The 21,311-nt window shown below is 57.0% G+C and carries 21 protein-coding genes and 2 riboswitches; of the genes, 18 read left to right on the forward strand and 3 right to left on the reverse strand.

Annotated features, from left to right (window positions below):
- Positions 1–73 precede the first annotated feature (73 nt).
- From EL386_RS02045 to EL386_RS02110, 14 genes are all read left to right on the forward strand, one after another.
- A complete protein-coding gene (locus EL386_RS02045; protein ID WP_126452794.1) occupies positions 74–1,291 on the forward strand; it encodes a UbiH/UbiF/VisC/COQ6 family ubiquinone biosynthesis hydroxylase in 1,218 nt (405 codons plus the stop codon).
- Between the two features lie 357 nt (positions 1,292–1,648).
- Positions 1,649–2,887, forward strand: coding sequence for a cation:proton antiporter (locus EL386_RS02050; protein WP_126452796.1), 1,239 nt, complete (start codon positions 1,649–1,651; stop codon positions 2,885–2,887).
- A 215-nt stretch (positions 2,888–3,102) separates the two neighbouring features.
- A complete protein-coding gene (locus EL386_RS02055) occupies positions 3,103–4,110 on the forward strand; it encodes an extracellular solute-binding protein (protein ID WP_126452798.1) in 1,008 nt (335 codons plus the stop codon).
- 5 nt (positions 4,111–4,115) lie between these two features.
- A complete protein-coding gene (locus tag EL386_RS02060; RefSeq protein WP_126452800.1) occupies positions 4,116–5,747 on the forward strand; it encodes an ABC transporter permease in 1,632 nt (543 codons plus the stop codon).
- Positions 5,748–5,803: 56 nt separating this feature from the next.
- Positions 5,804–5,913, forward strand: a riboswitch (glycine riboswitch).
- A gap of 1 nt (position 5,914) precedes the next feature.
- Positions 5,915–5,987: riboswitch (glycine riboswitch) on the forward strand.
- Positions 5,988–6,063: 76 nt separating this feature from the next.
- Positions 6,064–7,149, forward strand: a complete 1,086-nt coding sequence (gcvT, locus tag EL386_RS02065) for a glycine cleavage system aminomethyltransferase GcvT (RefSeq protein WP_126452802.1) — start codon at positions 6,064–6,066, stop codon at positions 7,147–7,149.
- 17 nt (positions 7,150–7,166) lie between these two features.
- On the forward strand, positions 7,167–7,559 hold the full coding sequence (gene gcvH / locus EL386_RS02070; RefSeq protein WP_126452804.1) for a glycine cleavage system protein GcvH: 393 nt from the start codon (positions 7,167–7,169) through the stop codon (positions 7,557–7,559).
- Positions 7,560–7,637: 78 nt separating this feature from the next.
- Positions 7,638–8,996 carry an aminomethyl-transferring glycine dehydrogenase subunit GcvPA gene (gcvPA, locus tag EL386_RS02075; RefSeq protein WP_126452806.1) on the forward strand — a complete coding sequence of 453 codons (1,359 nt, stop codon included), beginning with the start codon at positions 7,638–7,640 and terminating at the stop codon, positions 8,994–8,996.
- Positions 8,997–9,080: 84 nt separating this feature from the next.
- Positions 9,081–9,581, forward strand: coding sequence for a thiol peroxidase (gene tpx, locus EL386_RS02080; RefSeq protein ID WP_126452808.1), 501 nt, complete (start codon positions 9,081–9,083; stop codon positions 9,579–9,581).
- A gap of 240 nt (positions 9,582–9,821) precedes the next feature.
- Complete coding sequence (locus tag EL386_RS02085; protein WP_126452810.1) at positions 9,822–10,820, forward strand: MBL fold metallo-hydrolase; 999 nt, start codon at positions 9,822–9,824, stop codon at positions 10,818–10,820.
- Positions 10,821–10,987: 167 nt separating this feature from the next.
- Positions 10,988–12,433, forward strand: coding sequence for an aminomethyl-transferring glycine dehydrogenase subunit GcvPB (gene gcvPB, locus EL386_RS02090; RefSeq protein ID WP_126452812.1), 1,446 nt, complete (start codon positions 10,988–10,990; stop codon positions 12,431–12,433).
- A gap of 34 nt (positions 12,434–12,467) precedes the next feature.
- Positions 12,468–13,400 (forward strand): carbohydrate kinase family protein, encoded by a 933-nt coding sequence (locus EL386_RS02095; protein ID WP_126452814.1) that lies wholly within the window; start codon positions 12,468–12,470, stop codon positions 13,398–13,400.
- Positions 13,401–13,533: 133 nt separating this feature from the next.
- On the forward strand, positions 13,534–14,148 hold the full coding sequence (locus EL386_RS02100) for a class I SAM-dependent methyltransferase (RefSeq protein ID WP_126452816.1): 615 nt from the start codon (positions 13,534–13,536) through the stop codon (positions 14,146–14,148).
- 85 nt (positions 14,149–14,233) lie between these two features.
- Positions 14,234–14,641, forward strand: coding sequence for a hypothetical protein (locus EL386_RS02105; protein ID WP_126452818.1), 408 nt, complete (start codon positions 14,234–14,236; stop codon positions 14,639–14,641).
- A 36-nt stretch (positions 14,642–14,677) separates the two neighbouring features.
- Complete coding sequence (locus EL386_RS02110; protein WP_126452820.1) at positions 14,678–14,902, forward strand: DUF2835 domain-containing protein; 225 nt, start codon at positions 14,678–14,680, stop codon at positions 14,900–14,902.
- 93 nt (positions 14,903–14,995) lie between these two features.
- Here EL386_RS02110 and EL386_RS02115 read toward each other — a convergent pair whose 3' ends face one another.
- From EL386_RS02115 to EL386_RS02125, 3 genes are all read right to left on the reverse strand, one after another.
- The gene (locus tag EL386_RS02115) at positions 14,996–15,541 is read right to left on the reverse strand and encodes a hypothetical protein (RefSeq protein ID WP_126452822.1); all 546 of its coding nucleotides are present in this window, start codon (positions 15,539–15,541) and stop codon (positions 14,996–14,998) included.
- Between the two features lie 25 nt (positions 15,542–15,566).
- A complete protein-coding gene (locus EL386_RS02120) occupies positions 15,567–15,866 on the reverse strand; it encodes a hypothetical protein (RefSeq protein ID WP_126452824.1) in 300 nt (99 codons plus the stop codon).
- Positions 15,867–16,058: 192 nt separating this feature from the next.
- Positions 16,059–16,523, reverse strand: a complete 465-nt coding sequence (locus EL386_RS02125) for a DUF4124 domain-containing protein (protein ID WP_126452826.1) — start codon at positions 16,521–16,523, stop codon at positions 16,059–16,061.
- 283 nt (positions 16,524–16,806) lie between these two features.
- Here EL386_RS02125 and EL386_RS02130 point away from each other — a divergent pair, with 283 nt between their 5' ends.
- The 4 genes from EL386_RS02130 to EL386_RS02145 are packed head-to-tail and all read left to right on the forward strand — an operon-like array spanning position 16,807 to position 21,073.
- The gene (locus EL386_RS02130) at positions 16,807–17,937 is read left to right on the forward strand and encodes a Glu/Leu/Phe/Val family dehydrogenase (protein ID WP_232020229.1); all 1,131 of its coding nucleotides are present in this window, start codon (positions 16,807–16,809) and stop codon (positions 17,935–17,937) included.
- Between the two features lie 15 nt (positions 17,938–17,952).
- Positions 17,953–18,900, forward strand: a complete 948-nt coding sequence (locus tag EL386_RS02135; protein WP_126452828.1) for a 2-oxoacid:acceptor oxidoreductase family protein — start codon at positions 17,953–17,955, stop codon at positions 18,898–18,900.
- Entirely contained in the window at positions 18,897–20,153 is a 1,257-nt protein-coding gene (locus EL386_RS02140) for a pyruvate synthase (protein ID WP_126452830.1), read from the forward strand. The genes EL386_RS02135 and EL386_RS02140 overlap by 4 nt, the downstream gene beginning before the upstream one ends.
- A complete protein-coding gene (locus tag EL386_RS02145) occupies positions 20,150–21,073 on the forward strand; it encodes a thiamine pyrophosphate-dependent enzyme (protein ID WP_126452832.1) in 924 nt (307 codons plus the stop codon). The genes EL386_RS02140 and EL386_RS02145 overlap by 4 nt, the downstream gene beginning before the upstream one ends.
- The last annotated feature ends 238 nt before the right edge of the window (positions 21,074–21,311 follow it).

Consider the following 21,311-nt stretch of genomic DNA (forward strand, 5'->3'; position numbering starts at 1 on the left):
CGGTGTCCACATTAGGGCCATTGGATTCCGGCCTACGCCGGAATGATGATAGAGATTAATATGGGGTTGAATAGTGAAGCAGGATTTTGACATCGTCATCGTTGGCGCCGGCATGGTCGGTGCGACACTGGCCTGCGCGTTGGGCGAGGCGCGCCTGCGTGTCGCCCTCATTGAGGCACAACCCTTTAAGCATGATTGGCCTGCGGAGAGTTTCGATCAACGGGTGTCTGCGATCACGCGTGCCTCGCAAAATATCTTTACCTCGCTCGACGCCTGGCAGGGCATGTGTGCCGCGCGGGTGTCCCCTTATCGCGATATGCACGTCTGGGATGCCACGGGTGACGGCGTGATCCATTTTGACAGCGCCGATATCGGTGAGCCGCTGCTCGGGCATATCATCGAGAACCGCGTGATCCAGTCGGCCCTGCTCAAGCGTGTGGCCGCCCTCGATACGATTGAGCTGATAACACCGGCCCGTGTCGCCAGCCTTGATGTGCAGGTCGGGCAGGTGCAGGTCCGCCTCGATAGCGAACGGGTTATTCACGCAGCCCTTATTGTCGGTGCCGATGGTGGCCGTTCGCCGCTACGTGAGTTGGCCGGTATCGAGGTACAGGGCTGGTCATACGGGCAAGAGGCCGTGGTGGCACGCATCGAGACCTCTGCGCCGCACCAGGAGACTGCCTGGCAGCGTTTTTTACCCGATGGCCCACTGGCCTTCCTGCCGCTTGCCGATGGTAGCAGTTCGATTGTCTGGAGCACATCGCCTGAGCATGCCCGTGAACTGCTCGCCATGGAGGATTCTGCATTCCTTGACGCCCTGCAAGAGAGCTTTGGTGATCGGCTTGGCCGTATGCTTGGTTGTGGGCCACGCGCGAGTTTCCCCTTGCGTATGCAACACGCCAAACAGTACACACAAGCGCGCCTGGCCCTGATCGGCGACGCCGCGCATACCATTCATCCGCTGGCCGGGCAGGGTGTTAACCTGGGTCTTGCCGATGCCGCTGTGCTGGCGGAGGTCCTGGTCGAAGCACACCGCCAATACCAGGATATAGGGGCGCTTCGTGTCTTGCGCCGTTATGAACGCTGGCGTAAGGGTGACAACATGACCATGATCACGAGCATGGAGAGTTTTAAACGCCTGTTTGGTTCGCACCATCCTGCACTGCGCTGGTTACGCAATACCGGTCTGCGCTTGACCGACAAGCTGGGCCCGGCGAAGAACCTGATCATGCGTCAGGCTATGGGGTTGGAGGGAGAGCTGTCACAACTTGCGCGTGGTAAGCGCTTGTAACTTAAATCTAGTAAGTAACGCAAAGGTCGCAGAGGCGCAGAGGTAGTAATAATTGTTATCACTGCTGTTCCGTTGGCATAGCCGTAATACTTCATAAGTCCTTAATTCAGTTAGCGCCGGCCTATTCAATAGTCGGAGTTATTCCTTCTCCCTGAGGGAGAAGGCTAGGATGAGGGGGATGGTAAATAATGGCTTATACGGTATACCCCCTCACCCCAACCCTCTCCCAGAGGGAGAGGGGGCTATTGGGACAGCAGTGCACAATTATAGATCTTTTTATTTTTGAATATCTCGGCGGTCTCTGCGTCTTTGCGACCTTTGCGTTTATTACCGGGAATAAAAAAAGGAGCAACCTGAATGTCTCTCATCGATATTATTGCCATGGTTATTTCGCTGGCGGCGGTCTTCAGTTTTATTAATCATCGCACGATTCGCCTGCCAAACACGATCGGCGTCATGCTTATTGCCCTGATATTTTCCCTGCTGTTGTTGCTTGCCGATCAGTTTGTCAGTGGCATTAGTGAGTACGCCCTGGGCATCCTCAATAACATCGATTTTAATCGCACTCTCATGGAGGGCATGTTGAGCCTGCTGTTATTTGCCGGTGCCCTACACGTCAACCTCGATGACCTGGCGAAACAAAAATGGATCATCGGCAGCCTTGCCAGCGGAGGGGTCATTATTTCGACCTTCATCATTGGCGCCATGAGCTGGATGGTCTTTGACCTGCTGGATCTGTCCATCGGTTTTGGTTATTGCCTGTTATTTGGTGCACTCATCTCGCCGACCGACCCGATCGCCGTACTCGGCATACTGAAAAAGACCGGTGTGCCGAAGAGCCTCGAGACCAAGATCACCGGCGAGTCACTATTCAATGACGGGGTGGGTGTGGTCGTGTTTCTTGCCCTGCTGGGCATCGTTACGGGTGGTGAGGAGATCGATGCCGGTCATATCGCGGTACTGTTCGCGCAAGAGGCACTCGGTGGCGGTGTGCTGGGCCTGTTACTCGGTTGGCTGGCCTATAGCATGTTGCGACAGGTGGATAACTATCAGGTCGAGGTGTTGATCACGCTGGCCCTGGTCATGGGCGGTTATGCGCTGGCCGGTGCCTTGCACCTGTCCGGGCCGATTGCCATGGTCGTGGCCGGTTTGCTGATCGGTAACCACGGCCGGCGATTGGCCATGTCGGACACGACCCGTGAGCACCTCGATACCTTTTGGGAACTGGTGGATGAGGTGTTGAATGCCGTGTTGTTTGTACTTATTGGCCTCGAGGTACTCGTGCTTAGCCACGACGGCTCTATCTGGTTGGCCGCCGCCGTGCTGATCCCGGTTGTCCTGTTGGCGCGTTTTGTCAGTGTCGGTATCCCGGTCAGCCTGTTGCGCCTGCGTCTGGACTTTAGCCCCGGCGCCGTGCGCGTGCTGACCTGGGGCGGCTTGCGTGGCGGGATATCGGTGGCGCTGGCCCTGTCCCTGCCGCTGGGTATCGAGCGGGATACCTTACTCGCCGTGACCTACGCCGTAGTGATCTTCTCTATCGTCGTTCAGGGGCTGACCATCGGTCGCCTGGTGGCGCATACCTCGTCGGCAGGCTGACTTACAAGTAGATACTCTATTGTAAGTGGGCACTCACTTCATGGGCTTGTCAGTATTGAGTATTCACTTATAGAAATTGCTAGTATTAAAATAATGTCTGCATACTACTTGCATAATAAATGAGAATCATTATCATTAACATTCAAGCCATACTGGCAGGCGTAACAACAGCCTGGCCAGCATTTGATGTGATTTTCTTTATATAGAGGTGTGTGATGAAAAATGTCCTGCAACGCCTGTTGCTTGTTGTGTTACTGACCGCCCTGGGTGGTGTGGCCGCTCAGGCCGATGAGCTGGTGGTGTACTCCGGTCGCAAGGACACCTTTATCAAACCGGTGATCGAGCAGTTTACTGCCGAGACCGGTATCAAGGTGGTCCTGCATTCGGCCAAGTCGACCGCCTTGCTTAACAAACTGCGTATCGAGGCAGACCGTACCGTCGCCGATCTCTATATCAGTAACGACGCCGGTAACCTGCAAACCGGCAGCAAGCTCGGTCTGTTCCAGCCGGTCAGCACCGAGATAGCCAAGGTCATCCCGGCCAACCTGCGTGCCGGGGATAATACCTGGCTGGGTCTGTCGGCCCGTGCCCGTGTGCTGGTCGTGAACAAGAACGCCAAGGACATTGACTTTATCAAGTCCGTGTTCGACCTGGCGGACCCGCGCCTGAAAGACCGCCTCGCGATCACGCACAGCAGTAACGAAAGTTTCATAGCCGGTGTGACGGTTTACATGCTCAGTGAAGGCAAGGAAAAAACCACGGCCTGGTTGCAGGGTATGAAGACCAATGCCGATAACAAGTTGTTCTCCAAGCACAGCAAGATCGTCAAGGCCGTGGCGGATGGCAAGAAGGACGTGGGTCTGGTGAACCACTATTATCTCTATCGCCACCTCGCCAAATATCCGGATGCGCCGGTACGTATCCTCATGCCCGACCAGGGTGAAAAGGGTATGGGTGTGGCCTGGAACGTGGCCGGTATCGCCATGAGCAAGTACACGAAGAAAAAGGCCATGGCCGAGAAGCTGATCAGCTTCCTGGTCTCAAAGACCGGTCAGACAACATTTGCCGGGGCCAACAGGGAATACCCGGTACGAGAAGGCGTGTCGGCGGCGGCAGAGATCCCGCCTGCAGGCAATTACCACGTGGCCGATGTGCCGATGTCTGCATTGGGTACCCACCGTATCGAGACCCTCGACCTGCTTGATGCGGTGGGTATGCCGTAAACGGAATGCCGTTAGTCGAAGCCCAAACTCTGCCGGGGCCTGCCATACCCGTAAAGTTATGGCAGGCCTTGTCGCGTCGGCTTGGCTGGTTGGGGGTGGCGGCCGGCCTGGTCGTGATGGTTGCCGCCATTCCCCTGTTGTTCGTCCTTTATAGTAGTAGCCAGTTATCCCTTGAAGGCTGGCAGGCGCTCTGGAGTCAGCGCCTGCCTGGCCTGCTGGGCAATACCCTGTCGCTGGCGGTGTTGGTGGCGGTGGGCTGTTTTGCCCTCGGTGTGTCATCGGCCTGGTTGGTGGCGCGCCGACGCTTTGTCGGCCGAGGCCTGGCGAGCTGGCTCATGGTCTTGCCCCTGACCATCCCTACCTATGTCTTTGCGCATATCTACACGACCCTGTTCGAGGCCGATGGCTGGTTGGGGCGGACCTGGCTGGCGGTGTTCGGTGAAAGTGTCGCGATCCCTGAGCTTTACAATATCTGGGGGGTCACATTCATTCTTTCACTGGCCGGCTTTTCCTATGTGTTCCTGCTCGTGCGCACGGCGCTTGCGCATAGCAACCCGAACCTTGAGGAGGCGGCACGTATTCAGGGGGCGCGCCCCTGGCAGGTATTCTGGCGTGTGAACCTGCCGTTATTGCGTCCGGCGATTGCGGCGGGCCTGGCGCTGGTGGTCCTGCACGTCCTCTCCGATTTCGGTGCGGTCAGCATGTTGCGTTACCAGACCTTTACCCTGAGCATTTACCTGCAGATGAATAGCCGCTTTGATTACCAGGGCGCGGCGGGCCTGAGTATGGTGCTGGTGATGCTGAGCCTGATGTTTCTCGTGCTCGAGCGCTTCTCGCGTCGCAAACAACGCTATTACGCCAGCGCCCAGCAACGCCTGGCGGTGCTGCGTCCGGCCACGGCTCTTGAGCAAGTGTTGATCTGGGGTTGGCTCGGTCTCATAACCCTGTTTGCCTTTGGCCTGCCGCTGGCCTGGATGCTCGACTGGAGCTGGCAGGCCTGGCAGCAGGAACTGATCGATATGACTTTCTGGGGCTATGTCTCAAATTCCTTGATCGTCGCCGCCGGGGCAGCGACGATCGCCATGGTCTGCGCCTTCCCGGTGGCCTTCTTCCATACGCGCAAACGCTCGCTGCTGAGCACCAGTTATCTGCAGCTGTCGAGTATCGGTTTTGTCCTGCCTGGCCCGGTCATTGCCCTCGGTGTCCTCAGTTTCATCCTCGCCGTGTTTGCGCCCTTATACGGCGGTCTGGCGGCCCTGTTGATGGCCCTGGTGGTGCGTTTTCTGCCCCTGGCGGTGCAGTCACAGGAGGCCTCCCTGCAACAATTGACGCCGTCGATTGAACAGGCCGGGCGCAGCCTTGGTGCCGGGCCATTGGAAAACCTGCGTCGCGTGATCCTGCCGATGATCCGCGGTGGTATGGCCGGGGCCTGGGTGCTGGTGTTTATCGACGCCCTGAAGGAATTGCCGGCGACCCTGATCCTGCGGCCGACCGGTTTTGATACCCTGCCGGTGCGGATCTGGATCGAGGCCAGCGAGGAGATGCTGGAACTGGCGGCCCCGGCTGCCCTGATGCTGGTCGTCGGAACCCTGCCCGCGTTATGGTTAATGATGCGTGGTGAGAAAAGGCTCGAGTGATCCGGTATTGGGAGTCGATCCCTGACCCTGATATAGGGTATAGTCCGCTTGCAACAAATGCTCTTGTGGGAGAGGTTTTGTGTCTGTGCAGAGAACCACAGGCAGGAAACGCCGAAGGCGCAACATCCACCCGGAAACGCTCAGGCAAAAGGACCGCAGGAGAGACGTTGTCTCTGGAGAGCGATCGTGTCGATCCACCGAAGGGGCTCAAGCTCTCAGGTTCAGGACAGAGGGGTGGCGAATAACCATATCAGTAAGGTTATTCGCCACCCTTTTTTTTGTTTTATACGTTAGATTTTTGAAATGAGAATGACGAATGGCTAAACAAACACCGCTGTACGACAAGCACGTCGTGATGGACGCGAAGATGGTGGATTTTGGTGGCTGGGATATGCCGCTGCGCTATGGCTCGCAGATCGATGAGCACCACCAGGTGAGAAAGGATGCGGGCATGTTCGATGTCTCGCACATGAGCGTGGTCGATTTTACCGGTGCGCAGGTAGGCGAATTCCTGCGCAAATTGTTTGCGAATAATGTCGATCGCCTGACCACACAGGGCAAGGCGCTGTATACCTGCATGCTCAACGAAAAAGGCGGAGTCATTGATGACCTGATCGTCTATTACATGGACGACAACTGGTTCCGTGTTGTCTTCAATGCCGCTACGCATGACAAAGACCTCGCCTGGGCCCGGCAACAGGCCGCGGCCTTTGCCGTCGAGATCACCGAACCGACGGGTCTGGCCATGATCGCCGTGCAGGGGCCCAATGCCCGTGCCAAGGTCTGTGCCGTATTTGATGAGCCGGAGCGCTCCATCGTCTCCGGGCTTGCGCCGTTCACGGCCGCCCAGGTCGGTGACTGGTTTGTCTCACGCACCGGTTATACCGGTGAAGACGGCTTTGAAATCATCCTGCCGGGTGCACAGGCCGGTGACCTGTGGCGTTCCCTGTATGGTGAGGGTGTGCAGCCGATCGGCCTTGGGGCACGCGATACCCTGCGTCTTGAGGCCGGCATGAATCTGTATGGCACTGACATGGATGAACAGACCTCGCCACTGGTGTCGGGGCTGGGCTGGACCGTGGCCTGGGAACCGGCATCGCGTAATTTTATTGGTCGTGAGGCACTGGAAAAGGCCCGCGCTGAAGGCGTCACACAAAAGTTCGTCGGACTCATCCTTGAGGACAAGGGTGTGCTGCGCAGTCACCAGAAGGTCATTGTCAATGGCCACAACGATGGTGAGATCACCAGTGGTGGCTTTTCGCCGACCCTGGGCAAGTCCATCGCCTTTGCCCGCGTGCCCAAAGATGCCACGGGCACCTGCAAGGTCGAAATACGCAATAAGCAGGTGACCGCACAAATCGTTAAACTGCCGTTTGTTCGTAACGGTAAAGCCGTACAGTAGTATTTCGGAGAATTTTTATGAGTAACGTACCAACAGAACTGAAATATACCAAGTCACACGAGTGGGTCGCCATTGATGGTGATACCGCGACGGTTGGCATTACCGACCACGCCCAGGACCTGCTCGGCGATATGGTTTTTATCGAACTGCCGGAAGTCGGCGATAGTGTCGAGGCAGGTAAAGAGTGTGCCGTGGTCGAGTCGGTGAAGGCCGCCTCGGATGTCTACAGTCCACTCTCCGGTGAAGTTGTGGAAGTTAATGAGACACTGGCGGACAGCCCGGAAACGGTCAACAGTGACCCTTATGCCGGTGGCTGGTTGTATAAGGTCAAGATGAGCAATGCCGCTGAAGTCGATGCCATGCTCGATGCCGCTGCCTATAGCGGTGTCGCGGCTGAAGACGCGCACTAATTTTTAATTATTTATTTCGACCGGGCGCGTCGCGTAATGGCGCGTCCGGTTGTCTATTTTACGTACAGGGTTTAACCCATGCCGTTTATACCGCATACCGAAGAAGATATCCGTAGCATGCTTGAGGCGATTGGCGCCGACAGTATTGATGACCTGTTTGACGAGATCCCGGCCGCGCTGCGCAGCGGCAAGCTCGACACCGTACCCGCAACCGCCAGTGAGATGGATGTCTCGCGTCTCATGCATGCACGTGCCGCAGAGGATGCCGGCGCACTGTGTTTTATCGGTGCCGGGGCCTATGAACACCACATACCTGCAGCGGTGTGGGAGATCACCACGCGCGGCGAATTCTACAGCGCCTACACGCCTTACCAGGCCGAGGCCAGTCAGGGCACGTTACAGTTGCTGTATGAATTCCAGACCATGATGGCCTCGCTGACGGGCATGGATGTCTCGAATGCCTCGTTGTATGACGGTGCCTCCGGTATGGCCGAGGCCGTACTCATGGCCGTGCGTGCAAACCGCAAGTCAAAGTCAAAGCGCATCCTTGTGCCACGCACCACGCATCCGCATTACCGCGATACCACGCATACCCTGGTCAAGAACCAGGGCATCGTCCTTGAAGAGATCGACTATGACCGCGACAGCGGCGTGCTTGATCCGTCCATGCTGCCGGCCGAGCCGGGTGATATCACCGCCGTGGTGATCCCCTATCCGAATTTCTTTGGTGGCCTGGAAGATGTCGACACCCTGACCAACTGGGCGCATCAGCACGGCGCGCTGGTCATCGCCGTGGTCAACCCGTTCGCCCTCGGTCTGTTGAAGTCTCCGGGGCAATGGGGTGATAACGGCGCCGACATCGTCTGCGGTGAAGGTCAGCCGCTGGGCATACCGCTGGCCTCCGGCGGCCCTTACTATGGCATCATGTGTTGCAAGCAGGCCTATGTGCGGCAGATGCCGGGTCGTATCGTTGGCCGTACCGTCGACCTTGATGGCAAGCCGGGTTATACCCTGACCCTGCAGGCACGTGAACAGCATATCCGCCGTTCCAAGGCGACCTCGAACATCTGTACCAACCAGGGACTGATGGTGACGGCCTCAACCATTCACATGAGCCTGATCGGTGCCGAGGGCCTGAAGCGGGCTGCGGCGCAGTCACACGCCAACCGCCAGGCTCTTATGCAGCGCCTGACGCAGATCGAGGGTGTACAACAGTGTTTCGAAGGTCCGGGTTTCCACGAGTTTGTCCTGCAACTCGAGCTGCCCGTCGACGACGTGCTGCGGGCCCTGGCGTCGGGTAATATTCTCGGTGGTTATGCCCTGGCAGAAGATTACCCGGAACTTGGCGAGGCCCTGCTGGTGTGTGCGACAGAAACAAAGTCTGCAGCCGACATCGAGGCCTATGCCGAGAAACTTGAACGTGTATTCGTGATGTAAAAGGCGGCACGTTGTCCCGTACCACCCAAAAAATGCGCTGATGCCTGTAGTCCGGCGTGCAAAGCAAGATAAGGAGAAAATAAGATGGCAAAGATTACCCTGAAAGGAAATGCAATTAATACCAATGGTGAGTTGCCGGCCGTTGGCGGTCAGGCACCGGATTTTAAACTGGTGGATGGTGAGCTGAATGATCGCAGCCTGGCTGATTATGCCGGCAAGAAAAAGCTGCTCAACATCGTACCGAGCCTGGATACGCCGGTGTGTGCGACCTCGACAAAGAAGTTTAACGACTACGCCAAAGGGCGCGATGATACCGTCATGCTCATGATCGCCGCTGATCTGCCGTTTGCCATGAGCCGCTTCTGCGGTGCCGAGGGTGCCGACAAGGTGATCCCCCTGTCGCTGATGCGTTCCAAGTCCTTTGCCAAGGATTACGGTGTGCTGATCACCGATGGTCCGCTTGCCGGTATTACCGCGCGTGCCGTGGTGGTGCTCGATGCAAACGACAAGGTTGTCTACACCGAACTGGTGCCGGAGATCGCTCAGGAACCGGATTATGATGCGGCGATAGCAGCATTGGATTGATTTTGTACATGGCAAGGATTGTTCCTGACAATCCTGTTGCATTTCCGCCGTCCATGGCGGTCAGATGTACTTATGCCGTGAAGGCCATGGATGATGTACATAAACGTACGAATGTCACGAGAGGGCAGGAAGCCCGGAGTGACTGGACGGGAACGGCTTGTGAATGATGGTTGCTGATTGGTTTTTAAGTTCATCAATCAGCAATCTGCATTCATCAATATGTTTATCGAGGAGGTTGTGATGAAAACAATCGGAACATTCAGTATTGGCATATTTGCCCTATTGCTTGTTGCCTGTGAGCCTGCCTCGAAGACACAACAGGCCAAGCAACCACCGGGTGCAGAGTTAAAGATAGTGACGCACCCTGACTACCCGATGCAGGCAAGACAGGTCGCCGAGGGTGTGTATGCGGTCATCACCCCGGCGCGTGATTTCCCCAACGCCGAGAACAAGGGCTGGAACTCGAACAGCGGTTTTGTCGTCACGGCTGAGGGTGTGCTGGTGGTCGATACCGGTTCCTCGGAAAAGATTGGTGCCGCCCTGCGCGAGACCATCCGCACAGTAACTGACAAGCCGGTGAAGTGGGTGGTGAACACGCATGGCCATGGTGATCACTGGTTGGGCACGCATGCCTTTATCGGCGAGGGTGCCGAGGTGATTGCCAGCGACACGGTCGCCGGGCGTATCGAGAATGAAGGTGAGTACTGGGTCAACCTGTTTAACAGTATGACCGAAGGTGCGATTGGCCAACCGCAGACCGTGGTGCCGGCAACGCGTGTAACCGGGCATATGAAACGTCGCCTCGGTGGTCTGGAGGTTGAACTGCTGCCTTCTGGCAGCAGCCATTCGCCCGGCGATGTGTTGGTGTGGTTGCCCGGCAAAAAGGTCTTGATCGCGGGAGATGTGGTCTACACCGATCGTGCACCGGCTACCTTTGATGGCAAGGTAAAACAGTGGATTGCCTTTCTGACCGAGCTTGAGGCGATGCCGGTTGAGGTCGTGATCCCCGGGCATGGCAATGTCGGCAGTAAGGCGGATATCACGCGGCAGCGAGATTACCTCGCAGCCATCTGGGCAAGCGTTAGCGCCGGTTTCGAAGAAGAACGGCAGGCCTTTGAGATCATCCCGCAGGCCAGGGCAAACACCGCGCAGTTTGCCGAGTTTTATCCGGGCTACGAGAAAAACCTGCCCGAGTCCGTCTCGCATGTGTACCTGCAGGTTGAAGCGGCTGCTTTTTAATAAGGCCCAAGGCAGAGATGCCGAGGATGCAAAGGTTTTTTTAAGTGTGTAGTTCGGTACTGAGTTTTTTGGATAGTAATAGTATTTAGGTAGATATATTTTATTTTCTCTCAGCGTCCTTTGCGCCTCGGCGTCTCTGCGTTGGGCTTTTTTGTAGGAATGAATACGTGTTGATATTTGAACAATCCCGTCCCGGTCGTCGTGACCCGGCCCAGGCCCCACAACAAATGGCCGATGTTAGCGCCATCCCAGCCAGCTTCCTGCGTGAAGACAGCCCGACCCTGCCGGAGGTCTCTGAGATGCAGGCCGTGCGTCATTACACGCGACTGTCGCAGAAAAATTTTTCCATCGACACGCAGTTTTACCCGCTCGGTTCCTGCACCATGAAATACAATCCGCGTGCCTGCAACTCGCTGGCAATGCTGCCGGGTTTCCTTGGTCGTCACCCGCTTGGCCCCGTGAGCCATGCACAGGGTTTCATGGCCTGCATGTATGAGTTGCAGGAGATGCTCAAGGACGTGACCGGCATGACTGAGGTCTCGCTGACCCCGGCCGCCGGGGCGCAGGGCGAGTTTGCCGGCGTTGCCATGATCCGTGCCTACCATGATGCCAATCAAGACACTGCGCGCAGCGAGATCCTCGTCCCGGATGCCGCCCACGGTACCAACCCGGCTACCGCGGTCATGTGCGGTTACACGGTGCGCGAGATCCCGACCAATAATGACGGCGATGTCGATATTGAGGCGCTGAAGGCCGCCGTCGGTCCACAGACCGCCGGGCTCATGCTGACCAACCCGTCCACGCTGGGCGTGTTCGAGCGCAAGATCAAAGAGATTGCCGGTATCGTCCACGAGGCCGGTGGTCTGCTTTACTATGATGGTGCCAACCTGAATGCGATCCTCGGCAAGGTCCGTCCGGGTGACATGGGTTTTGACGTCATCCACATGAATCTGCACAAGACCTTTTCTACTCCGCACGGCGGTGGCGGCCCGGGCGCCGGTCCGGTCGGCGTTAATGCGCGCCTCAAACCCTTCCTGCCCGTGCCGATGGTGGCCAAGGAGGCGGATGGTTATCGCTGGCTGACGGAGAAGGATGTGCCGCAGACCATCGGCCGTCTGTCGACCTTCATGGGCAATGCCGGGGTACTCATGCGTGCCTATATCTATGCGCGCCTGCTCGGTCGCGAGGGCATGCACCGCGTCGCCGAGTTTGCGACCCTGAATGCCAACTATATGCTGGCGCGCATGCGTGATGCCGGTTTTGAACTGGCCTTCCCGAACCGTCGTGCCACACACGAGTTCATCGTCACCCTGCGTCGTGAGGCCAAGGAGCAGGGCACCAATGCGATGGACTTTGCCAAGCGACTACTGGATCATGGTTACCACGCGCCAACTACCTACTTCCCGTTGCTGGTTCCCGAGTGCCTGTTGATCGAGCCGACCGAGACCGAGGCCAAGGAAGAGCTGGATGGCTTTATTGCGGCCATGGTGGCGATCGCCGATGAGGCGAAACACGCGCCAGATATGCTTAAGACCGCACCGCATACTTTGCCGGTGCGCCGCCTCGATGACGTCAAGGCCGCGCGGGAGCTGGACCTGGCCTGGAAACCGTAGAAAGATACTCACACGAAAAGAATAGGGGAAAACGATGTCAGCTCTGATTTGTGGTTCTTATGCCTATGACACCATTATGCTGTTCCACGACAAGTTCGCCAATCACATCCTGCCGGACAAGGTGCATATCCTGAATGTATCCTTCCTCGTGCCGGATATGCGTCGCGAGTTCGGTGGTTGTGCCGGCAATATTGCCTATAACCTGAACCTGCTCGGCGGCGATGCCTTGCCGATGGCGACCGTCGGTAATGATTTTGCCCCGTATGCACAGTGGATGGACGATTGTGGTATCTCGCGCCTGCATATCAAGGAACTCGAGCATACTTATACCGGTCAGGCCTTTATCACCACCGATATGAGTGACAACCAGATCACCGCCTTCCACCCGGGGGCGATGGGTTTCTCACACGAGAACCAGGTCGAGGATGCCAGTGGCGTGACCCTGGGTATCGTTTCGCCGGACGGTCGTGACGGCATGATTGAACATGCCCGCCAGTTTGCCGAGGCCGGTATCCCGTTTATCTTCGATCCGGGTCAGGGCATGCCTATGTTTGACGGCGATGACCTGAAGACCTTCATCGAACAGGCCACCTACATCACCGTCAATGATTACGAGATGCAGCTGCTGCAGGACCGTACCGGGCTGTCGCCACATGAGATCGCCGAACGCGTCGAGGCCCTGATTGTGACTCTCGGTGGCAAGGGTTCGCACATCTACACCGCCAACAAGCGCATCGATATCCCGACTGCCACGGCCAGGGAACTGAATGACCCAACCGGTTGTGGAGACGCCTTTCGCGGCGGTCTGCTGTACGGCATGATGAATGACATGGACTGGGAAAACAGCGGACGAGTGGCGGCACTCATGGGGGCGACCAAGATCGAGCATCACGGTACGCAGAACCACAGTTTCACCCGTGACGAATTTGATGCCCGCTTCAAGGAGGCCTTTGGTTACTGCCTCTAGGCATGCACCAGAGGACAGAAAAAGCCGCCCCCGGGGCGGTTTTTTTGTGCTCATGTTTTTCATACAAACGGCAGCAAACTTGGTATGGCCTGATATGATGAGTGGTGTCAGGTCAGTGAACAGCAGGTGAACCATGGGCTTTTATTCTCGCGTACTCTTTCCCTGGGGCATGAACTGGCTCATGTCCGGGGAACCGTTTGATTCCGCTCGAGCGAACCTGTTGAATAGGGTTTCGGGCAAGGTGCTGGAGATCGGGTTTGGCAGCGGCCTCAACCTGCCGCATTATCCCCATAGCCTCTCCGCACTCACGGCCATCGACCCGAACCCGGGTATGCGCCGCTATGCCGAGGCGCGCATGTTACAAAGTCCGATCAAAGTGGAACATTGCGAACTGAATGGCGAGGCCCTGCCAATGGCGGACGCCAGTTTTGATACCGTGGTCAGCACCTGGACCCTGTGCAGTATTGAGCATGCAGAACAGGCACTGGCCGAGATTCACCGTGTACTAAAGCCGGGTGGCCGGTTTGTCTTTCTTGAACATGGCCTGAGTGATGAGCCCGGGATACAGCGTTGGCAGCACCGCCTGAACCCGATACAAAAGGTCATTGGTGATGGTTGCAACCTGAACCGGAATATCCGTGAACTGGTGGCGGCGGCGGGTTTTCGTTCCCTGGAGGTGGAAAATTTCTACCTGGAAAAGACACCACGTCTGCTCGGTTATATGTACCGCGGAGAGGCGCTGAAATAGGCTCGTGCGCCTGTTTGTGATGTATTTACGGTTTATTTTTTTATTGGCGGCTATAATTTTTAATAAGTAGTCCTGGAGAATAATAATGAAACAGACGCTGTTGGTTTTGCTGGTGGCTATCGGTCTGGCTGGCTGTATTACCGCCCCCGAAAATACCTCGGGCCGTGTTGTGATGCATGGCGACAGGGCGAGTGTCGATATCCGCTTCAATGATCATGATCGTCGACTGATCCATGATTACTACAGCAAACATCGCAAAAAGGCTAAACGTACGCCCCCTGGTCTCGCCAAGCGTGGCGGTAACCTGCCGCCGGGCCTGGCCAAGCGTGAGCGCCTGCCACCTGGGCTGCAAGGGCGTGGCCTGCCGGAGTCACTCGAATCAAGCCTCTCGCCACTGCCGGGTGACTTCGTGCGAGTAAAGGTGGGGACGGATATCGTGCTGATGAACCGCAACACCCGCGTGGTCTTCGACATCCTTTACGGTGTGGACTGATATACTCCTGGCAGGGATTTCTTTTTGCCGGGAACCATGTCTGAGAACGAATACCATTTTAGCCTGAACCTCAGCGCCGCCGAGTATATGCAATACTATCAGGGCAGTGCGCAGAGCGTGGTTGTTACCACATACCAGGGCCTGCGGGTCAAGTTTCCGGCCTCGGCCCTGCGCCCGTATGTCAGCGAGGGCGGGGTACATGGTCAGTTTGTACTGCTGACCGATGCCAACAATAAAATGCGTGATCTACGCCGTATTTAATTCAACTACGTTTTACCTTTGTTCTCTGATGGTTCGAGGCAAAAAAAGCCGCGCATAAGCGCGGCAAATGTGGAACGGAGAAGGTTGTCGATTTTATTCTTGCAGTTGAGCCAGTAGCTCCTCACCTTGACGGCGGATCGTCTCGGCCAGTTCTACATCAATGGTGATCTTGGTCACCTTTACACACTTCTTCCACGCGGCACTGAGTGCCAGGTACTCCTCAGGCAGTGAGGAGATACTGTGGATCATCTTTTCAGCAGCGGCCTTGATACTCGCATCCGACTTTGAACCCAGTTCAACCTGTAGCATGCTGATTAACCGCCACTTAACATTTTTATGCGAGGGGGCATCGGTATTCTGCTTAGGCGCTTCGTGGGGTGTCCCGTCAGCATTTTCAGCCATCGCTTTGGGGCGTTCCCTCTGCGGCTGAGTAATCTCAATAAAACCCTCTGTGAAAAGTGTCTCAAGGGATTCATCCAGGTCATCATAGAGCGGTGCCATGGTATGCAGCTCACCCACATTACGCTGTCCGTCAACGATGATTAATGCGCGCATCAGTGAGTGCGGCAGCTTTACGTACCTGTCAGTGAGGGCGTTTTGCCCTTTTTCTGTCCTGACGTAAAGCGTATCGATATTCATTCCGCATGTTTCCCCGGAGGACGGCTTAGTCCATTAATTCCGTGATAACGGTATGAATCAGTTTCACTGTTATGACGACGTAAATGGCACCGAACAGGAAAATCAGTGCGACGATCAGGCGTAGCAGATCTTCCGGTATCTGGTTGAAAAACGGCGTGGCCAGGTAACCCAGGCTAAACAGGCTGACCAGTCCGGTGAGCATGCCCCATTTTTTGCCGACCAGGCCGCCGGGGATACTGTTCTTCAGTCTTAAGGTCAGCCACAGACAATAGAACATGATCAGGATGGCGCTGGCGGTAATAATCATCACGATGTCGATATTCACGGATTCTCCCCATTTTAGAAATGTTGCAGTTAGCTATTATATGTTTCTTTTTAGCAACAATGTTGTATTAATAATACAACTAGAATTAGTGCAAAATGTAACGAAGCAGCATTATAGGTAAATATGATGAAACAGGGAAGGAATAAATTTTTACAAATAGTAATTATTAACAATGACTTACGGTTAACAAGGTCATTTGCCACGGTTATCCAGCATCTGGCGCATGCGTGCAGGGCTGAATCCATTCATGCGTTGCTGGCCGACCAGGATGATGGGTACGCCGCGCCCCTTGAGCCTTTTGTAGTCACGTTTGCCCTTGTCACTGTTCTCGACATCGTATTCCTGAAAACGGATGCCATTCGCCTTCAGCCAGTTCTTGGCCTTTACGCAGACGCCACACCAGGTGGTGGAATAGACCGTGACGCCGGCCGCCCGGCCCTGTACGCCGGTCGGGCGGGCAAGGGTCTTGTCGATGAAGATCTTCGAGGGGGCACCATAGGTGTTGATACGACCGAGGTCGACGGTTTCCGTATTGTCGGCCGACTGCGGGCTATCGCCAAAATGCACACGACCGTTTTCATCGGTCCACTTGTAGATATCGGCCCCAGCCACGCCGAATGGCAAGAGTAAGCTGAGCAGCAGTAACAGCCTTTTCATGTCTATGCTTCCGTCCCTGTTCGTGAATGGCTACGGTGAACCGCTATTTTTCCGGCCATAAATAAAAACATAGACGTTTTACGCCTAAATTAATACGAATAGCGCCGACTGCAGGCAAGCCAGTGATTTTCCAGACAAGTAGGTATATTGTTATAAGAGACTATAAGTGAATGACACAATGTGCTGTAGCAACCGTTCACGTACAGCATAAGCCATTCGAATCAAAAGCAGATGAGAGTGGTTATGTATTTAATGACGTAAGGATATCAGGGAGTGAAAGCTGTTGGATATTTTTGATTTCGCAGACGAACTGGGGCCGGCAAAGGTCATCCATGTCCATGAACCATCCATTAACCTGAAGGCCATCCTGGTCGTTGATAATGTTGCCAAGGGGCCGTCTATTGGTGGGGTGCGCATGGCAGCGGATGTTAGCATTGAGGAATGTGTTCGTCTGGCCCGCGCCATGACCCTGAAGAATGCCGCCGCCGGCCTGCCGCATGGTGGTGGCAAGGCCGTCTTATTCGGGGATCCGAAAATGCCAAAGGCCGACAAGGAGGTCCTCATCCGTGGCCTGGCCAATGCCTTGCGCAACGAAGAGGCATACATCTTCGCCCCTGATATGGGCACGGACGAGGAGTGCATGGCCTGGGTACGGGATGAGATTGGCCGGGTCGTGGCACTGCCCCGCGAGATCGGCGGTATCCCGCTGGACGAGATCGGCGCCACAGGCTGGGGACTTAGCCATGTCACCGAGGTGGCGCTCGAGTTCTGTGACTTTGGATTAAAGGGTGCGCGCCTCGCCATCCAGGGCTTTGGTGCGGTGGGTACGCACACGGCGCGTTTTCTCACCAACAAGGGTGCCGTGCTTGTCGCCGTGGCCGACTCGGCAGGGGCCACTCACAACCCGGATGGCCTGGATGTGAACGAGCTGCTCAGGTTAAAAGGGGAAGGTAGAAGTGTGGCCGAGTACGCGAAGGGCACGGCCATTGAGCGCGACGCGATTATCGATGTCGAGTGTGATATCTGGATACCGGCGGCGCGCCCAGACGTTATTCATGAGGACAATGTGCGGCGGCTGAATACAAAGCTGGTGGTGGAGGGCGCCAATATACCCATTACCCACGGCGCAGAAAAGATCCTCGCCGAGCGGGGCATTCTCTGTGTACCTGACTTCATCGCCAATGCCGGTGGCGTGATCTGTGCGGCGATGGAATACCACGGCGCCAATGAGTCAGCGGCCTTTCAGACCATCGAGGACAAGCTACGCCGCAACACGCGACAGGTACTCGAGGCGGCGGAGAGTAAAAACATCCTGCCACGCCAGGCCTCAACGGAAATGGCCTTGCAGCGGGTGAAAAAGGCCATGAGTTTCCGCCGTTATTCGCTGTTCTCGTCGGGTCCGGGTTTCCTCTAGGCGAGGGCCAGGCTTATGTACCGGATTCGTTTTCATGGGCGTGGAGGACAGGGCATGAAGACGGCCAGTCGTATCCTCGGCACGGCCTTCTTTCTTGAAGGGTTTGAGGTTCAGGATGCCCCCCGTTATGGCGCGGAGCGACGTGGTGCGCCGATCTTCGCCTATGTGCGTGCCGCCCGGCAGCCCATCAACGAACGCGGCATTATTCAACGGCCGGACCTCGTGATCGTCGCTGATGATTCCCTTGTGCCCGTGCCGGCGGCCGGTGTGCTCGGCGGACTGACGGCGAACACGTTGTTGTTGATCAACAGCCATGACCCCGCCGAGACCTGGACCGAGCGCCTGCGTTGCAGGTCGCCCATCATCATTTTGCCGATAACAGGCGAGGTCGAAGACCGTGCCGAGATGCCGTATATCGGTGCGACCTGTGCCGGTGCCGCGGCGCGCCTGGTCGGCGTGATCAGTCGCGAGGCATTGGCGGCGGCGATCCGTGAAGAACTCGTCGCACTGGGTCCTGACATTATCGAGCGGAATCTTGATAAGGCGCTGGCCGCCTTCGACACCATGCAGGCTCATGCCGGTGCCGTCAGCGAGGCGGCCGAGGTCTTGGCAAGCAGCTATACCCCACCCGACTGGATCAACCTGCCGTTCGAAGATGCGCGCAGATCGGCCCCCGTGATCCACGCCGGCCTGACCAGTGTCGAGGTAAAGACCGGTTTGTGGCGCACCCTGCGTCCGGTGATCGACTATGAGCGCTGTGTGCATTGCTGGTGGGTGTGCAGCAGTTTTTGTCCGGATGGCGCTATTGCCGTGACCGACGAGAAGTTACCGGTGATCGATTATGACCACTGCAAGGGTTGCATGATATGTGTCGCGCAGTGTCCGCCGCACGCGATTGAGGCGGTCCCGGAGCACGAGGCCCAACAACAGGAAGCCAGCGACAAACAAGGGGTCGGGAAATGAGCCGCCGCCTGCTGACCGGCAATGCCGCCGCCGCCTGGGCCGCACGGCTGGCGAGGGTCGACTATATACCGGCCTTCCCGATTACCCCGCAGACCGAAATCATCGAGTCGCTGGCCAACTGGATAGATAATGGCGAGATGGCCGGCCGCCTCGTCACACTCGAGTCGGAACATTCCATGCTCACCGCCGCCGGTGCGGCGGCCGCGACCGGGGTGCGTGTGTATAGCGCGACCTCGAGCCAGGGCCTGTTGTACGGCATGGAGATGCTCTACAACGTCGCCGGCTGGCGCACGCCGTTTGTGCTGACCAATGTCTCGCGTGGCCTGTCCGCACCGATCACCCTCGAGGCCGACCATAACGATATACTCGCCGCCCGTGATTCCGGTTGCCTGCAGATCCACTGTGCGACCTGCCAGGAAGTGCTCGACAGCACGCTCATGGCCTACCGTCTCGCCGAGGACGAACGCGTGCGCCTGCCGGTGATCGTCAACATGGACGGCTTTTATCTGTCCTTCACCCGCGAGCCGGTGCTGATCCCGGCGGCCAGCGACGTGGATGCCTTCCTGCCGCCCTTTGACCCGGAGAACATCGCCTTCCGTGCGTCTGCGCCGGCCAGCCAGGCCGTGGCCGTGCTCGGCGGTTCGCCGTATTCATATTTCCGTTACGAAATGCATCTGGCCGCCATGCAGGCGCTTGAGGTCTACGAAGAGATCGCCACGAAATTCGCTGAAAAATTTGGCCGCCGCCATGATGCCGTCGAGGCCTATCACTGCGAGGATGCCGAGATCGTGCTGGTCATGATGGGTTCGTTTGCGACCAAGGCCAGGGCCGCCGTCGACCAGTTACGCGCCGCCGGCCAGGCGGTGGGACTGTTACGGCCTCGCCTGTTGCGGCCGTTCCCGGCCGCACACCTGCAACGTCTGCTCGCCGGTAAACAGGGCGTAGTGGTGATCGATCAGAATCTGTCGATGGGCAAGGGCGGGGTGCTGCATGCCGAGCTGGCCTCTGTGCTTTATGGGCGCAAGGATGCCCCGCCCATACTGACCAGTTTTATCGGCGGGCTGGGTGGTCGTGATATTACTGCCGAGGAATTTTTTGAGATGGTCAAGGTCACGCGCGAGGCCGTGGCTAGCGGTAACACACCACCGCCGAGGTTATTGTATAACCGTGATGAACTGCGAGAGGTACACAAGCTGCAGGCCATTGCCCATGTCGAGCGCGAGGAACTGGGTAAAGGGGGAGACAAGCCATGACGGATGAAACGACAAGTGCCTTCCGGCGCATGAAGGACCTGCCCTCGACCCACCTGCTGGGCACGGGCACGCCGATGTGTTCCGGTTGCGGGGGCCTGCAGGCCCTGCATGAGATTTATGACATCCTCGGTGAAAAGACCGTGTTTGTGAACGCCGCCGGCTGCATGACCTTGCTGTCGGTCTATCCATTTACTCCGTTCCGCGGTTCCTGGCTGTATACGGCGATGGCCTCGGCACCGGCCGGCGCGCAGGGTGTGCGTGACGCGCTTGATATCCTGCTCGAAAAGAAACGCATCCCGCCTGAAGATGACCTCGATGTCGTGGTCCTGACTGGTGACGGCTCCGCCTACGGCATGGGTCTGTCCGCAACCTCCGGGGCGATGGAGCGTGATCTCGACTTTTTGTATATCTGCTACGACAACGAGGGTTACGGCAATACCGGCCAGCAGTACTCCGGCGCGACGCCACACGCCGCCAAGACCGCGACGAGCAAGGGCGCACACGGCTTTGCTGGTTACAAGAAAGACCTGTTCTCGATCTGGGCCGCGCACAAGCCCGCCTATGTCGCCACCGTGATCGGTTCCGAGCCACTCGACCTGGCGCGCAAGATCGAAAAGGCCAAGAGTATGAAGGGACCGCGCATGATCATCGCACTCGCCCCCTGTCCACCTGGCTGGGACTACGACCCGAAGGACAGCGTCGAGATCGGCAAGCTCGCGGTGAAGAGCGGGGTCTGGCCCCTGAAAGAATATGTCGATGGCGAGGTCGTGCATACGAAGCTGCCGCATCCACGCATACCCATCGAAGAGTATTTACAGAAACAGGGACGGTTTGCCCACCTGTTCACGCCAAGGCGTGATGAGGCATTGCTGGCACAACTGCAGGCAAAGGTGGATGCGTATTGGGAAGGGATAGAGTGAGGTTTCCCCCCACCCTAACCCTCCCCCTGAAAGGGGGAGGGGATAAGCATTGCCACCTCTCTGTGAGAAATGAAGAGACAAGTAATTCCCTCTCCTGCAGGAGGTGGAGGGGTAAGTATTGCCTCCTCTCCTTGCGGGAGGGATTGAGGGGAAGGGGGGATAATAATAAGCAATATATTTTATCCCCCTCCCCTTGCGGGAGGGGGGCTAGGGGGAGGGGAAGAAAGTGACAGGTACT

The sequence above is a fragment of the Sulfuriflexus mobilis genome, from assembly GCF_003967195.1.
GTDB lineage: Bacteria > Pseudomonadota > Gammaproteobacteria > AKS1 > AKS1 > Sulfuriflexus > Sulfuriflexus mobilis.

Coding starts and splice junctions, on each gene's coding strand:
- EL386_RS02050 (WP_126452796.1), top strand. CDS start 1,649: ATGTCTCTCATCGATATTATTGCCATGGTTATTTCGCTGGCGGCGGTC.
- EL386_RS02055 (WP_126452798.1), top strand. CDS start 3,103: ATGAAAAATGTCCTGCAACGCCTGTTGCTTGTTGTGTTACTGACCGCC.
- EL386_RS02060 (WP_126452800.1), top strand. CDS start 4,116: ATGCCGTTAGTCGAAGCCCAAACTCTGCCGGGGCCTGCCATACCCGTA.
- gcvT (WP_126452802.1), top strand. CDS start 6,064: ATGGCTAAACAAACACCGCTGTACGACAAGCACGTCGTGATGGACGCG.
- gcvH (WP_126452804.1), top strand. CDS start 7,167: ATGAGTAACGTACCAACAGAACTGAAATATACCAAGTCACACGAGTGG.
- gcvPA (WP_126452806.1), top strand. CDS start 7,638: ATGCCGTTTATACCGCATACCGAAGAAGATATCCGTAGCATGCTTGAG.
- tpx (WP_126452808.1), top strand. CDS start 9,081: ATGGCAAAGATTACCCTGAAAGGAAATGCAATTAATACCAATGGTGAG.
- EL386_RS02085 (WP_126452810.1), top strand. CDS start 9,822: ATGAAAACAATCGGAACATTCAGTATTGGCATATTTGCCCTATTGCTT.
- EL386_RS02095 (WP_126452814.1), top strand. CDS start 12,468: ATGTCAGCTCTGATTTGTGGTTCTTATGCCTATGACACCATTATGCTG.
- EL386_RS02100 (WP_126452816.1), top strand. CDS start 13,534: ATGGGCTTTTATTCTCGCGTACTCTTTCCCTGGGGCATGAACTGGCTC.
- EL386_RS02105 (WP_126452818.1), top strand. CDS start 14,234: ATGAAACAGACGCTGTTGGTTTTGCTGGTGGCTATCGGTCTGGCTGGC.
- EL386_RS02110 (WP_126452820.1), top strand. CDS start 14,678: ATGTCTGAGAACGAATACCATTTTAGCCTGAACCTCAGCGCCGCCGAG.
- EL386_RS02115 (WP_126452822.1), bottom strand. CDS start 15,541: ATGAATATCGATACGCTTTACGTCAGGACAGAAAAAGGGCAAAACGCC.
- EL386_RS02125 (WP_126452826.1), bottom strand. CDS start 16,523: ATGAAAAGGCTGTTACTGCTGCTCAGCTTACTCTTGCCATTCGGCGTG.
- EL386_RS02135 (WP_126452828.1), top strand. CDS start 17,953: ATGTACCGGATTCGTTTTCATGGGCGTGGAGGACAGGGCATGAAGACG.
- EL386_RS02140 (WP_126452830.1), top strand. CDS start 18,897: ATGAGCCGCCGCCTGCTGACCGGCAATGCCGCCGCCGCCTGGGCCGCA.
- EL386_RS02145 (WP_126452832.1), top strand. CDS start 20,150: ATGACGGATGAAACGACAAGTGCCTTCCGGCGCATGAAGGACCTGCCC.